Annotated in this window: 11 protein-coding genes and 4 pseudogenes; 4 read left to right on the top strand and 11 right to left on the bottom strand. The window is 61.4% G+C overall.

Features of this window, described 5'->3' with window-relative positions; translation table 11 throughout:
* Nucleotides 1–11: 11 nt before the first annotated feature.
* The 4 genes and pseudogenes from BFP99_RS33905 to BFP99_RS27640 all read left to right on the top strand — a co-directional run.
* Nucleotides 12–1,010: pseudogene (locus BFP99_RS33905) on the top strand (PAS domain-containing protein); the annotation flags it as partial.
* Nucleotides 1,011–1,280, top strand: a pseudogene (locus BFP99_RS34210) (methyl-accepting chemotaxis protein); the annotation flags it as partial.
* A 95-nt stretch (nucleotides 1,281–1,375) separates the two neighbouring features.
* Entirely contained in the window at nucleotides 1,376–3,016 is a 1,641-nt protein-coding gene (locus tag BFP99_RS27645) for an AMP-binding protein (protein WP_065927707.1), read from the top strand.
* Between the two features lie 58 nt (nucleotides 3,017–3,074).
* Nucleotides 3,075–3,638: a TetR/AcrR family transcriptional regulator gene (locus BFP99_RS27640; protein ID WP_065927797.1), complete on the top strand. Its 564-nt coding sequence runs from the start codon at nucleotides 3,075–3,077 to the stop codon at nucleotides 3,636–3,638.
* A gap of 86 nt (nucleotides 3,639–3,724) precedes the next feature.
* Here BFP99_RS27640 and BFP99_RS27635 read toward each other — a convergent pair whose 3' ends face one another.
* The 11 genes and pseudogenes from BFP99_RS27635 to BFP99_RS27590 form a co-directional block, all read right to left on the bottom strand.
* Nucleotides 3,725–4,795: a protein-glutamate methylesterase/protein-glutamine glutaminase gene (locus tag BFP99_RS27635; RefSeq protein WP_065948701.1), complete on the bottom strand. Its 1,071-nt coding sequence runs from the start codon at nucleotides 4,793–4,795 to the stop codon at nucleotides 3,725–3,727.
* 32 nt (nucleotides 4,796–4,827) lie between these two features.
* Nucleotides 4,828–5,313 carry a chemotaxis protein CheD gene (locus tag BFP99_RS27630; RefSeq protein WP_065948700.1) on the bottom strand — a complete coding sequence of 162 codons (486 nt, stop codon included), beginning with the start codon at nucleotides 5,311–5,313 and terminating at the stop codon, nucleotides 4,828–4,830.
* Nucleotides 5,306–6,109 carry a CheR family methyltransferase gene (locus tag BFP99_RS27625; protein WP_027605691.1) on the bottom strand — a complete coding sequence of 268 codons (804 nt, stop codon included), beginning with the start codon at nucleotides 6,107–6,109 and terminating at the stop codon, nucleotides 5,306–5,308. Before BFP99_RS27625 ends, BFP99_RS27630 begins: the two co-directional genes overlap by 8 nt.
* A gap of 21 nt (nucleotides 6,110–6,130) precedes the next feature.
* Entirely contained in the window at nucleotides 6,131–6,655 is a 525-nt protein-coding gene (locus tag BFP99_RS27620; protein ID WP_065948699.1) for a chemotaxis protein CheW, read from the bottom strand.
* Between the two features lie 116 nt (nucleotides 6,656–6,771).
* On the bottom strand, nucleotides 6,772–7,284 hold the full coding sequence (locus tag BFP99_RS27615) for a chemotaxis protein CheW (RefSeq protein WP_176719708.1): 513 nt from the start codon (nucleotides 7,282–7,284) through the stop codon (nucleotides 6,772–6,774).
* A gap of 123 nt (nucleotides 7,285–7,407) precedes the next feature.
* Nucleotides 7,408–8,124: pseudogene (locus BFP99_RS33815) on the bottom strand (methyl-accepting chemotaxis protein); the annotation flags it as partial.
* Between the two features lie 63 nt (nucleotides 8,125–8,187).
* Nucleotides 8,188–9,705 (bottom strand): annotated as a pseudogene (locus tag BFP99_RS33810) (MCP four helix bundle domain-containing protein); the annotation flags it as partial.
* Between the two features lie 23 nt (nucleotides 9,706–9,728).
* Entirely contained in the window at nucleotides 9,729–11,861 is a 2,133-nt protein-coding gene (locus BFP99_RS27605; protein WP_065948697.1) for a chemotaxis protein CheA, read from the bottom strand.
* 4 nt (nucleotides 11,862–11,865) lie between these two features.
* Nucleotides 11,866–12,183, bottom strand: coding sequence for an STAS domain-containing protein (locus BFP99_RS27600; protein ID WP_065927713.1), 318 nt, complete (start codon nucleotides 12,181–12,183; stop codon nucleotides 11,866–11,868).
* A gap of 33 nt (nucleotides 12,184–12,216) precedes the next feature.
* Nucleotides 12,217–12,585, bottom strand: a complete 369-nt coding sequence (locus tag BFP99_RS27595; RefSeq protein WP_027605685.1) for a response regulator — start codon at nucleotides 12,583–12,585, stop codon at nucleotides 12,217–12,219.
* Nucleotides 12,586–12,598: 13 nt separating this feature from the next.
* Nucleotides 12,599–13,630, bottom strand: coding sequence for a methyl-accepting chemotaxis protein (locus BFP99_RS27590; protein WP_256098235.1), 1,032 nt, complete (start codon nucleotides 13,628–13,630; stop codon nucleotides 12,599–12,601).
* Nucleotides 13,631–13,818 lie beyond the last annotated feature (188 nt).

Raw genomic sequence — 13,818 nt, 5'->3', positions numbered from 1 at the left:
AGAGGTGCCCCATGCTCTTTTTCAGCCGAACCAGCCGCTGGGTATTGGCTCCGCTTGCCGACAGACTGGATGAGCCTGACCAGGCGAGTACACCGCTGTCGTCGAGCAACCCGTTATTGCGACGCATCCTGGCGGGCGTCGAGACATTGCTGCAAGAGCGGCGAGCCCTGAAAGCACAGACACACGCGCTGGCATTGGAAGCCACCCAACTGGCCGAGCACCTGGCCCGCCGCGACGCGCTTTTACAGGAGCAGGAGGCGCGCTGGGCACTTATCGCTCAAGGCGCAGGTGACCTGTTTTGGGAACTGCAACCGGCAGGTGTTGCTGCACCCGCACCGGAGTGGGCCATGAGGTGGACAGGGTCCGCGTCGATCCCGACCCAAGGTATTGATCAACTTGGCCGCTGGAACGAGCACCTGCACGCGACGGACCGGCGACGCCTTCTCGACGCGCTGGCCCGGCACCTGAGTGATCGCAGCGGGCGAACGCCCTTTGCGCTGGACGTACGCATGGCCCTTGCATCAGACGGTGACTATCGTTGGCGCAGGATCAGCGGTGTGGCGCGCCGGGATGCGCAAGGCGTACCGGTCGCCATCGGCGGAAGCCTGCGTGACATTCATGAACAGCGCCTGCACGAAGAGTCACTCGAACTGGCGGCCACACGCTTCGAGATTTCCCGTGAAATGCTCCATGACGGGCTCTGGGACATAGAGGTGGTGGCGGGTGATCCGGCGAACCCGAACAACACCATCTGGTGGTCTTCGCAAATGCGGCGACTGCTGGGGTACACCACGGTTGAGGAATTTCCCAACACATTGGAAAGCTGGACCTCACGCTTGCATCCAGACGACAGCGCACGGGCAATCGCGGCGTTTGTCGCCCACGTCGAAGACCGCAGCGGAAAAACACCCTTTGATGTCGATTATCGGCTCAAGCACAGCAGTGGCAATTACCGCTGGTTTCGCGGCCGTGGGCAAACGCGACGCGCAGAGGACGGTTCCCCGCAAAGAGTGGTGGGCGCCATCACCGATATCCATGCCCACCATGAAGAAAACAGCATGCGTGAGGCTCAGGAACACCAGCACCGAGTAATGCAGGAGACCCTGCGCAAGCTGACGCACATTGTCGCCACCATCCAGGGCATCGCCAGCCAGACTAACCTGTTGGCCTTGAACGCCGCCATTGAAGCCGCCCGCGCTGGCGAAGCCGGACGCGGGTTCGCGGTGGTCGCCGATGAAGTTCGCAAGCTGGCGACCCGCACCAGCCAGGCGACCCAGCAAGCGGCCGACATGATGGACAGCTAGCGCCACGGGTCGAGTCGTGAGCAGCGCAACTATTGGCCGTACAAACCCAACAATAAGAACCAGGTGTCGTTATGCGTGATTATCAAGCTGTGGCCACATCCTTCAATTACCAGCAGACCGCCGAACTGGCTTTGCAAGGCGACCTGACTGCCCTGAACGCCTGCGTCGAATGCTGCGACCGGCACGCCCACGACGACGCCGTGGCGTTGTATTGCGAAGCGCAGGATGGCAGCGCCGCCCAATACACATTCAGCCAATTGCAGGCCAGCGCCGCCCGCTTCGGCCATTTTTTGCGTGAGCAAGGGGTGAAACCGGGCGACCGCGTCGCCGGCCTGATGCCGCGCACGGTTGAACTGCTGATTGCCATCTTGGGGACCTGGCGGGTGGGCGCGGTCTATCAACCGCTCTTCACCGCATTCGGTCCCAAGGCGATCGAGCAACGATTGGGCTGCTCCAACGCGCGCTGGATCGTGACGGATGCGCAGAACCGTCCCAAGCTGGATGAGATCGGCAACTGCCCAAGCGTGATCGTAACCGGCGAGGGCCCGCAGAACCCCGGCGACTACCCGTTCTGGAGCATCCTGGACGGCCAAGACGTCGAGTGCGAACCGGTACTGCTGGACGCCAGCGCGCCGTTCCTGCTGATGTGCACATCGGGTACCACGGGGCCGGCCAAGCCTCTGGAAGTGCCGTTGCGCGCCATTCTCGCCTTCAAGGGTTATATGCGCGACTCCATTGGCCTGCAGCAGGACGACCGGTTCTGGAACCTGGCCGATCCCGGCTGGGCCTATGGCCTGTATTACGCGGTGACCGGCCCGCTGGCCTGTGGTCATGCCACGCTGTTCTACAACGGCCCTTTCACGGTGGAAAGTACCTGCCGAGTCATTGCCAAGTACGCCATCAGCAATCTGGCCGGCTCCCCAACGGCCTATCGCCTGCTGATCGCCGAGGGGGCAGCGTTCGCCGACGCCGTGCGCGGCCGCCTGCGTGCCGTCAGCAGTGCCGGCGAGCCGCTCAACCCACACGTGATCCGCTGGTTTGCCGAGCAGCTCGGCGTGACCATTCACGATCATTACGGCCAGACGGAAATCGGCATGGTGTTGTGCAATCACCATGGTTTGCGTCACCCGGTCCGTGAGGGCTCGGCGGGTTATGCGGTGCCCGGCTACCGCATCGTCGTGCTGGACGAGGCGCATCGGGAATTGCCGGCGGGTCAGCCGGGCGTCCTGGCGGTGGATCGCGAGCGCTCGCCCCTGTGCTGGTTCGATGGCTACCTGGGTATGCCCACCCGGGCCTTTGTGGGGCGCTATTACCTGAGCGGCGACAGTGTGGAGCTGAATGACGACGGCAGTATCAGCTTCGTCGGCCGCAATGATGATGTGATCACGACGTCCGGCTACCGCGTCGGGCCGTTCGACGTCGAGAGCGCGCTGATCGAACACCCCGCGGTGATCGAAGCGGCGGTGATCGGCAAACCTGACCCGCAACGCACCGAGCTGATCAAAGCCTTTGTCGTGCTCGACAGCCAGTACCAGCCCAGCGCCGAGCTGGCCGAAGTACTGCGCCTGCATGTACGGCAGCGCCTGGCTGCCCATGCCTATCCCCGGGAAGTGGAGTTCGTCGAGCAACTCCCCAAGACCCCCAGCGGCAAGTTGCAGCGCTTTATCCTGCGCAATCAGGAAATTGCCCGGCAGCAGGCGCCCGGGACATGAACGCGTGGCCGGTGTGCCGGAGCGCCAGGCGTGTGCGCAATCCGAGGCACGGCGTGTGCTGAACCGATCAGACTTCCAGCGCAAAGCCTCGGAGTTATTCAAGGAGCGCAGTTTCAACCAGGTCAGCATGCGTGAACTCGCCGCGCATGTCGGTATAAGCCCGGGGGCGATCTATCACCATGTGGAAAGCAAAGAGGCGCTGCTTTACGAACTGCTGATGGAGCTGTATCAAACCCTGTTGTCCCAGGTGCACGGCATCAAGAATCGCGGATTGGCACCCGATCAACGCCTGGCCCAACTGATCGACTGTCACCTTCAATTGCATGAACACATGACCGGTCACTTCAAGCTGGCGGTCATGGACGCCAATTGCCTGGGCGACTCGATGCAGGCAAGCGTCCAGCAACTGCGGCGTGCCTATGAGTCGGAAATAATGGATCTGATCGGCCAGGCAGGCCATCCACCGGGCGGGCCGTTGCGCGAGGGTGCGCTCACGGCCATTTTGCCCATGCTGAACAGTCTACCCACCTGGTTAAGCCCGATGCTCGATAACGCTCAACGTCGAACCATTACGAAGACCATTGCCTGTGCGGTGTTACAGGCTATTGATTCCCTGCCCTGAGCCCACCATGACCCATACTGAAACGCCAGCCGGGCCCGGAACGGATTGCCGGAACGCCACATCAATCAGCACAGAACCCCGAACCGTCAGCGGCGCTGATGCATGGAGTGCAGAATCGCCGCCGATATCTGCTCAAGGGGCAACTCACGCTCCACGGCCCCCAGTTTGAACGCCTCCTTGGGCATGCCATACACCACGCAGGACTCTTCGTCCTGGCCCAGGGTGCGGGCGCCGTTGTCGTGCATTTCCTTCAGGCCCCGGGCGCCGTCGTCGCCCATCCCCGTCATGATGATCCCCAGCGCGTTACTCCCGGCACTGCGGGCCACCGAACGAAACAGTACATCAACGGAAGGTCGATGCCGGCTGACCGGAGGTCCGTCGACAATTTCCACCTGGTATTGGGCACCGCTGCGCTTGAGCACCATGTGCCGACCACCAGGGGCAATCAGCGCACAACCGGGGATAACCCGATCACCATTCTTCGCCTCCCTGACCTCGATCTCGCACAATCGATTGAGGCGCTCGGCAAACGCGGCGGTGAAGTGTTCGGGCATGTGCTGCACGATGACGATGCCCGGGCAGACCCTGGGCAAGGCGGTCAATACCAATTCCAGGGCTTGGGTGCCGCCCGTGGACGTACCAATGGCGACAATGTTCTCGGTGGTGCGCGCCATTGCCTGGGCGCCCGCCGGCAATATGACGTCAGCCGTCAGCCTGGCGGGAGCGCGCTCGCTGGAAGGCACCATGCGTTTCATATTGGCCCGCGCGGCGGCCTTGACGGCCCCCGCCAATTCATCGGCACTGTCGGTCAGAAACTGGCGCAGGTTGAGTTGTGGCTTGGTCACAATGCTGACCGCGCCGGCCGCCAGCGCCTGCATGGTGGTGGCCGCACCCTTTTCGGTCAGCGTGGAGCAGATGACCACGGGCGTGGGATGTTCGGCCATCAACTTCTTGAGGAACGTGATGCCATCCATCCGTGGCATCTCCACGTCCAACACAATCACATCCGGCCATTGCTTGTTCATTTTGTCCATGGCGAACACCGGGTCTGCCGCCGCGCCGATAACCTCGATAGCGGGGTCTTGCCCCAGGGTCGCCGTCAGCACCTGACGCACCACGGCGGAATCATCAATGATCAGCACTTTGATAAGGCTCATGTCGCACGCTCTCCATGAGGGCTGCTGGGGGTTCACTTCAAGGCCAGGTAGTTGAGTTCGATTTCGCCGTTGGCCAGATCGAACACAATCGTCCGATAACCCACGCCTTCCACATGGAAGTGTTGACACCGCAACTGATGCAGGTCGAGCAGGCGCATGGCTTGTTCGACATTGCGCTGGCCGACGTAATCATTGTCCGAGCGCACAAGCCCGGGAAACATGTTCCCACCGCCGAATACGCTGATCCTGAACTCCGTCGGCAGGGCCTTGATCGACTGTATTCGAGCGAGCAACAGTTCAAAGGCTTCGTTGCCGTAGCGACCATCCAGGACGCCCTGTTTGGTCACGGCGCGCTGTGGCAGCAGGTAGTGACACATGCCCCCCAGCAAGCGCCGGGGATGCCAGAACACTAATGCAACACACGATCCCAGCACCGTACGCAGGCGAATCGCACCCGAGCCGAAAAACCAATCGCCGGGATTCAGGAACACCTCGTTGGGCGGTCGACTGTCAGGCATGCGGCCTCCGGTAGATGGAAGGCTTGACCAGCCGCAGCTGATCGGTGATGCCGTTGAGGCTCTCCGAATGGCTGACCAGAAAGTACCCGCCCGGCTTGAGGTGGCTGACCAGGCGCTTGACCACCTGCACTTTGGTGTCGTTGTCAAAATAGATCATCACATTGCGCAGGAAGATCACATCGAACATCCCCAGTTTCGGCAGCGGGTTATTCAGATTGATCGACTGGAAATCGATCTTCGCCGCCAGTGCCGGGTCGACCATGAAACAACCGTGGTTGGCGCCCACGCCCTTGAGGCAATACTTGTTCAACAGCGCCTCGGGGATGCCGCGTATGCCGTCGAGGGGATAACGCCCAAGGCGGGCTTTTTCCAATACCCGGCTGCTGATGTCCGACGCGACAATCTCCCAGGGCCGGCCGGCGAGGTTGTCTGCCAACACCATTGCCAGGGTGTAGGGTTCTTCGCCGGTCGAGCAGGCGCCACTCCATATGCGCAACGGCCCGCTGCCGCGCAGCTCGGGCAACGCGACATCGCGCAGGAAGTCAAAATGCTTGGGCTCACGAAAAAAGTAGGTTTCGTTGGTGGTCAGCATGTCCACCGCGACCTGCAACTCCACGCTGTCCTTCATCAATACCTTGTAGTACGCACCGTAGGTATTGAGCTTGAACACTTGCAGCCGCTTGGCCAGGCGAGCGCTCACCAACTGTTTCTTGGCGTCGGACAGGCTGATGCCGGCGATTTGATAAATGAGGTCACGAAACTGCACGAACTCGGCGTCAGAGAGGATCACGTTCATCAGGACATTCCCCCAGCCTGTTCAGGCGATCGAAGGTAGCGAAGACTCAAGGTTGGCCAGCGCATCGACCTGTTCCAGGGACAACACGCGACCGATGTCCAGCAACAGCACGAAACCGCTCTCCAGTTTGCCGATGCCCAGTAAAAAGTCGGCCCTGACATCGGTGCCGAAATTCAACGAGGGTTCGATGTCCTGGTCGGCGATCTCCAGGACCTCGCTGACCGCATCGACAATGATGCCCACCGGCTTGCGCTGGGCATTGGCCTGTACCTCAAGGATCACAAAGCAGGTCCTTGGAGTCTGCACCGTGCGTTCGCCACGGAAGCGCACCCCCAGGTCGAGCACGGGCACCGCCGCGCCGCGCAGGTTAATCACCCCGCGTATGCTGGGAGGCAGCAACGGCACGCTGGTGATCGGCCCGTATTCGATGATTTCCCGAACGTTGAGCGTGCCCACGGCGAACATCTCCTCCCCCAGCACAAAGGTAAGGTACTGGCTCGGGCTCGAGACGCTGGGATTGCCTGGACTGTCGATGGGTGGGGCCATGATTCACCTCGGTTCAAATACGTTTTCGTCTTCATCAGGGGCGCTTCGCACCCCGGCGCGGGACAAGCCCGCTCACCACAACAGCCCTATCCGCCGGGGGTTCAGCGTTGAGATACCTATACAGAGATCAGGCCGGCTATCTCATCGACACACAGCACATGCTCGATCTGCAGGAGCGTGACGAACTCGCCTCGCACCTTGGTCATCCCCCCGATGAAGTCGGTGCGAATGTGATTGCCGAACGCCGGAGCGGGCTTGATATCGATCTCGAGTATCTCGATCACTTCGCTGACCGAGTCCACCACCACCCCCAGGACCTGGGATTCGCCCTCCTTCGCCGCCTCAAGGATGACGATGCAGGTGCGACTGCCCAGTACCGTCGTGCCCTTGCCGAAACGCGCCTTGAGGTCCACGACCGGCACTACCGAGCCGCGCAGGTTGATAACCCCCCGCAGGAATTCCGGCATCATCGGTACGCTGGTCACCTGGTTGTATTCGATGATTTCACGAACGCTCAGGGTATTGACCGCGTACATCTCCTCGGCCGCCAGGAAGGTCAGGTACTGCAAGGGTTCATCCACTGGCGGCGCAGCTTCGACAGCGCCCTGCATGACCGCTGAGGTGCCCATGGGTCAACTCCCGAAGCGGACGAAACCGCCGTCCGAGGAGCGACTGTCCAGGTCCTGGGTGGACATGGCTCGGCTGATCTGGGGCATCGAGACATTGCGCCCGGCACGTTTGCTTTGCACAGTGAAAAACCCCATGAGTTCCTGCAACTGCTCGGCCTGGCCACTCATTTCCTCGGCCGTCGCCGCCAGTTCCTCGGAGGCCGACGCGTTTTGCTGGGTCAGTTGGCTCATCTGCGACATCGCGCTGTTGATTTGTTCGGAACCGATGGATTGTTCTTCCGAGGCAGCCGCAATTTCCTGCACCAGGTCGGAGGTCTTGGCAATCGACGGCACAATCTCGTCCAGCAGGTTGCCCGCCCGTTCGGCCAGGGCCACGCTGTTCTTGGCCACTTCACTGATTTCCTGTGCGGCAATCTGGCTGCGTTCCGCCAGTTTGCGCACTTCGGCCGCGACCACCGCAAAGCCTTTGCCGTGCTCGCCGGCCCGTGCCGCTTCGATCGCCGCGTTGAGCGCCAGCAAGTTGGTCTGGTAGGCAATGGAATCGACGATGCCGATTTTTTCGGCGATGGTTTTCATCGCCGCCACGGTGTCCTTCACGGCTCGACCGCCTTCCGACGCTTCCTTGTTGGCTTTGCCCGCCATGCCGTCGGTGACCTTGGCATTTTCGGTGTTCTGGGAAATGGACGCTGACATTTGCTCCATCGACGCCGAGGTCTGTTCGACCGATGCCGCCTGCTCGGAAGCCGACTGGGCCATGCTTTGGGCGGTGGCGGAGATCTCTTCCGAAGCACTCGACAGCGAGTCCGCCGAGCCGCGCACTTCGCCGATGATTTCCGAGAGCTTTTCCACGGTGCCATTGACCGAGTGCTTCAGCTCCAGGAACTTGCCCTGGTAGTCGCCGGTAATGCTGCGGGTCAGGTCGCCGGCGGCCATCGCCGACAGCACCTCCATGGCCTCGGTGATCGGTACGATGATCGCGTCCAGAGAACCGTTGATACCGAGGATGATGCGGCGGAAGTCGCCCTGGTGCCGGGCGGCGTCAGGGCGGGTGTCCAGCTTGCCGATCAGCGCACTGTCGCTGATCTCGCTGGTATCTTCCACAAGGGCCAGGATATTGGCGCGCAGTTGCTCGACGTTTTCATTGATGAAGGCTTTCTTGCCGGGGAAACGCTCCAGAGGCGCGGACAAATCCCCTTCGCCGAACGCGCGAATACAGGCCATGGCCTTTTTCTTCACGTTGATATGGCCGTTGACCATGTCATTGATGCCCTGGCCGATATCCCGGTACGAACCCGAGAAGCCCTCGACGTCAATCATCACGTCAATGTCACCTTTTTCATGCTCGCTGGACATGTGCTGCATTTGATTGATCAGCGCCAGGATGTTGGTGCGCAACAGCTCAATGTTGTCGTTGATAAAGGCTTTTTTGCCGGGGAATTGTTCCAGGGGCGCAGACAGATCACCGTTACCGAAGGCGCGTATGCAGGCCATGGCTTTTTTCTTCACCGCGATGTGGCCGTTGACCATATCGTTGATGCCCTGGGCCATGGAGCGGTAACTGCCATGAAAACGGCCGGCATCGATCTGTGCATCGATCTCGCCCTTGTCGTGTTCACTGGACATACGGTCCATCTCCACGATCAATTCATGCAGGTTCGCGCCCAACTGCTGCATGCTCGCCATCAGGCTGGTGGTGTCTCCCGCCTTGAGCGTTGCCTTGGCATTCAACTCGCCAGCCGATAGACGTGCCGCATAGGCTTGCACCACGGTAGGTTCCGCCCCGAGCCGGCGCATCACATTGCGCCCCAGCAAGACACCGATCAGCAGGGTAGCCACCAGGGTCAGGCCGCTCACCAGCAGGATGAGGGTGCGTGCGTTCTTCTCGGTGGTGGTGGCAAGCACCTGGCCCTTGCGCCCCAGTTCCAGGTTGTATTCACGCAGCTCGCCGATCGCCGTGAGCACGGCGGTCTGCAGGGGCTGGCTCGTCTCGATCAATGCACGGGCCGAGGCCTGGTCACCGTCATCGATGAGCTTGTCGAAGTGCGTCTGCAACGCCGCAAACTCAGCCAAGTGGCCGCGCAGTTGTTTCAACAACGCCGTATCGTGCTCGTCGGAGGTCAACTCGGCCTGATAGCGATCCAGGGCTTTGCCTACGGCACTGAAATCCTGCGCCACGCTGGCCGCGTAAGCCGGCACGCTGGTTTTGTCGGTCTCGTTCAAGCGTTGCCATTGCAAGGCGTGCAGGTCGGTGAAGGCCGCGGCGGCGCGGTCGATCTCCAGCAGGCTGGGCACCGTGTTGACGTTGGCATAGCTGGCGCTCGTATTGATTTCACCGGCCAGGTACAGGCTGGTGCCACCCAACACGCAGACACCCAGCATGGCTGTGAAAACCAGCAACATGATATTTCTAATAACAGTCATGGCGAGGCACTCCTGATGACGCTTCAATGAGTCGATAAAGGGCTTGGGATCGAACGATGTGGGGTTTCCTTGGCAACCTGTCCTAGCAAATTCGGGATATCCAGGATCAGCGCAACGGCTCCACTTCCGAGGATGGTGAACCCGCCCAGCCCATGGGCATCACCAAACACTTTGCCCAGTGGCTTGATCACGGTTTGGAACTCCCCCTGCAGGCGATCGACCACCAGGCCGGCACGCAAGCCTGCGTATTGCACGACGACCACGTTTTCCCGGTTGCCTCCAGGCTCTTGCACATCAAACATGTCGCGTAGCCGCAGGATTGGCAGCACCTCGCCCCGCAGGTCCAGGTAGCCGGTTTCGGTGCCCCGCTGAGGGGCCAGCTCGATACACTCCTCCACCATGTTCAGCGGAATCACGTAAGAAGCCTTGCCCACCCCGATCAGGAAACCGTCAATGATCGCCAGCGTCAGCGGCAGGCGGATGCGCACCGTGGTGCCCTGTCCGACTTCGCTCTCGAGACTGACGCTGCCGCGCAACGCCGTGATATTGCGCTTCACGACGTCCATGCCTACGCCACGCCCGGACAGGTTGCTGACCTGGTCGGCCGTGGAGAATCCCGGCTCGAAGATCAGATTCAGAATGTCTTTGTCCGACGGCTGCTGGCCCTCTCCCACCAAACCACGCTCACGGGCCTTGGCCAGGATCTTGTCCTTGGCCAGGCCACCGCCGTCGTCGGACACCTCGATCACGATGCTGCCGGATTCGTGATAGGCATTCAGGCGTACCGTGCCCTGGGCCGGCTTGCCCCGCTGGAGGCGCGTCGACGCAGGCTCGATGCCGTGGTCCATGGCATTGCGCACCAAATGGGTCAGCGGGTCGCCAATGCGTTCGACGACGGTCTTGTCCAGCTCGGTCTCACCGCCGCCGATGTGCAGCACGATGTCCTTGCCCAACTCTTTTGAGACGTCCCGCACCACCCGCTGGAACCGCGTGAAGGTTGCGCCGATCTGCACCATGCGCAGGGTCAGCGCCGAGTCGCGTACTTCCTCGACCAGCCGCGATAACAGGCTGGTGGCTTCGATCATCTCGCCAATCCCACTGCGTACCGCCACCAGGTTGGCGCCGGCACCGGCAATGATCAGCTCGCCGACCAGGTTGATCAGTTGGTCCAGCTTGGCGGCATCGACCCGAATCAGGTTGCCTTCGTTACTCGCCGCGCTTTTGCCGGCCTTGACCGGCGGCGTTGTCGAATCCTGGACATCAGGCTCGCTGCGCGTTTCGACCGGTGCCTGCTCGGCGTCCTGGGTCACGAGCAAGGCCTGGGCCTCGGTCAGTGTGCCGCAACGCACCAGCAGCTCAATCAGCGCGGCGTTGTCTTCCGGCAACTCGTCGAGATGGGTCCGACACGCCTGCACCGTGGCATTCGGCGCAAGGATGCGAACCAGCGCGTCCTCGCGGACAAAATCAAAGGCGCCGTCGATGACCTCCAGGGACGCGTCGCTGGCCAGTGCGAGTTCAAACCCGAGGTAGTTGGTTTCCGGGTCCATGGCGGTCATGGGCGGCAACCCATCGAACAAGGTAACGGTGTGCAGCAAACGCCCCAGCGTGCTCAGATAACGCAGGAACGCCAAGGGGTCCATGCCATTGCGCAACACATCCGGGCCAAAGCGCAGCGACAAATGCCAATGGCCGGGACTGGCGCCTGGCTCATCCGCCGGCGCCGGCGCTTGAAGGGCCGGCGCCGGGGTCGAGACCGCCGCGTCCAGATACAGCGACAGCCGCTCAATGAGCGCTTGACCCTGAGCCCGCACCGGTTCGTCCAGGCGATCCAGGTTGCCGTCCTCGGCCAGCAGGTCGATCAATTGGCCGATATGGTCACGGGCGTCGAGGAACAACGCACTCAACGCCTCGTCGACGCGCACTTCCAGGCTGCGCACCCGGTCCAGCACGCTTTCGGCGACATGGGTGAACTCAACGATCGGCATCAAGCCAAACAGGCCGGCCGACCCCTTGATGGTGTGGGCCACGCGGAACAGGCCGTTGATGGTGTCCAGGTCCTGGGGCGACTTCTCGATCTGCAGCAGCGCATCTTCCATTTGCAACAGAAGCTCGCGACTTTCGGCAATGAACGTCTGCAGCACGTCATCCATGTTCATACGCTTACGCTCCGACCGACTGGGTGAAACTCGCATTGGTGAAGTAGTCGTCAAGGCCGCTGAGGCGAAAGGCTTCGCTCACCGTCGAACTGGGGTTGCTCAGCAACAGCTGGGTGCCCTCCTTGAGAGACTCGCGCTTGATGAGGATCAACAGCTGCAAACCGGCACTGTCGAGTTCATCGACACTGGACAGGTCCAACTCGACTTCATGGGCCAGGGGAAACAACGACAACAGCACGTCCTTTTGCTCGGCAGCCGTGTAGATCGTCAAGGGGCCCTCCATGACCTGGATTCGACGTAGCATCGGGACGGAGCTTTTCATGCAAACCTCCTGGCCAGCGGTCGCTGGTCATCGCTATGGCAGGATCAACTTGGAGACGGCAGTCAGCATTTGCGCAGGCTGGAAGGGCTTGACCATCCAGGCCTTGGCACCGGAAGCCTGGCCTTGCTGCTTCATCGCATCGCTGGCTTCGGTGGTCAGCATGATGACCGGCGTAAACTTGTAGGCCGGCAACAGCTTGGCGGCCTTGACGAAACTGAGGCCATCCATGTTGGGCATGTTCACGTCGCTGACAATCAGGTGGATTTTGCGGCCGTCCAGTTTGCTCAGGGCGTCTTTGCCATCACAGCCTTCGATCACGTCGTAACCGGCGCCTTTGAGGGTGATGCTCACCACCTGGCGGATGGAGGCCGAGTCGTCGACGATCAGAATGGTTTTGCTCATCGGAAAAACTCCTCTAGAAAAACGTGATTTCGTTGGCAGCGGCCTGGGCAGGCGCTTTACCGCCATGAATGGCGTGCTGCTCCGGCATGGTGTAGGCCGTTGACAGCTCCTGCAGCCAACGGTCACTGCTCATTGGCGCCAGGGACTGTCCGCTGAGGCTCGACTCATGACGTTCGTCCAACTGCTGCTGCAACTTGTCGAGGTCGCGGGTAATCAAGGTCAACATCTGGCTGACGCGGTCCTGGAACTGCAGGGCAACCAGCACCTGGGCAATCTCGTCGGCGACGTTGGCGCTCTGCTGCTGCAGGTCATGGCTGTTGCGCACAATGGTCTGGGCGGTTGCGCGAAAATGTTCGATAACCTCCGACACCACGCGCTCCGAATCGGCGAGGGTCAGGGTGTCTTGTTCGGCGTGGTGGCGGGACATCTGCACCGTACGGGCGATGGCGGCGTTGACGGTGATCACGGTTTCGCTGATCTTGCGCCCGGTCTCGCCGGACATGCTCGACAACTTGCGCACTTCATCGGCGACCACCGCAAACCCTCGCCCCGCCTCCCCGGCTCGCGCAGCTTCGATAGCCGCGTTGAGGGCAAGCAGGTTGGTTTGACTGGCGATGTCGCCGACGAACTTGGCCATCTGCTGAAGCTGCTCGGTGAAGCCCGAGAGTTGCATGACTTCCTTGAGCTCATTCTCCTTATTGGTGAGCGCGGCGCGCAGCGCCACGACGATGGAGTTGAGGTCGGCCTGGCCCACCTCCAGCAAGTCGACCAATTGTTGCGAAGCGTCCTGGCCGCCATTGCTGGAGACGCTGTGGCTGATGTTGGATGACAGCGCGCCAAAACGCTCGCTGAGGCTGAGAATCGAGGTTTCACTGATCGAACGCGCCGCTTCTATCTGCCGCGACCAGATCGGCAGCACGCTGACGCACACCTGTGCCAGGCCGTTATCGACGGCCAGCGTCGGAGCAATGGATGCCGGTTGATCGAGCTGCTGTTGCAGGCCACGCCACTGCGCCCGGCACCTGCTGTTTGCCCACAGGCCCATGCCGATACACAACGTAAACAAGGCGCCACCAGCGGCCAGCGACACCATGCTGAAGCGCTCGCTCCAGGCAATCGCAAGCCCGCCCAGCAGACCCGCGAACGCAACCGGAAACAGGGTCAAAGCAGCGGAAGGGGGTGGTGTCGGTGCGCTCACGGTTTGTCTCCCTGTCAAGGCATGTCGTCACGACC

This window comes from Pseudomonas sp. 1 R 17, from assembly GCF_900067035.1.
Taxonomy (GTDB): Bacteria; Pseudomonadota; Gammaproteobacteria; order Pseudomonadales; family Pseudomonadaceae; genus Aquipseudomonas; species Aquipseudomonas marginalis.
Note: the sequence above shows the minus strand (reverse complement) of the source record. Positions and strands in the feature narration are given on the sequence as shown.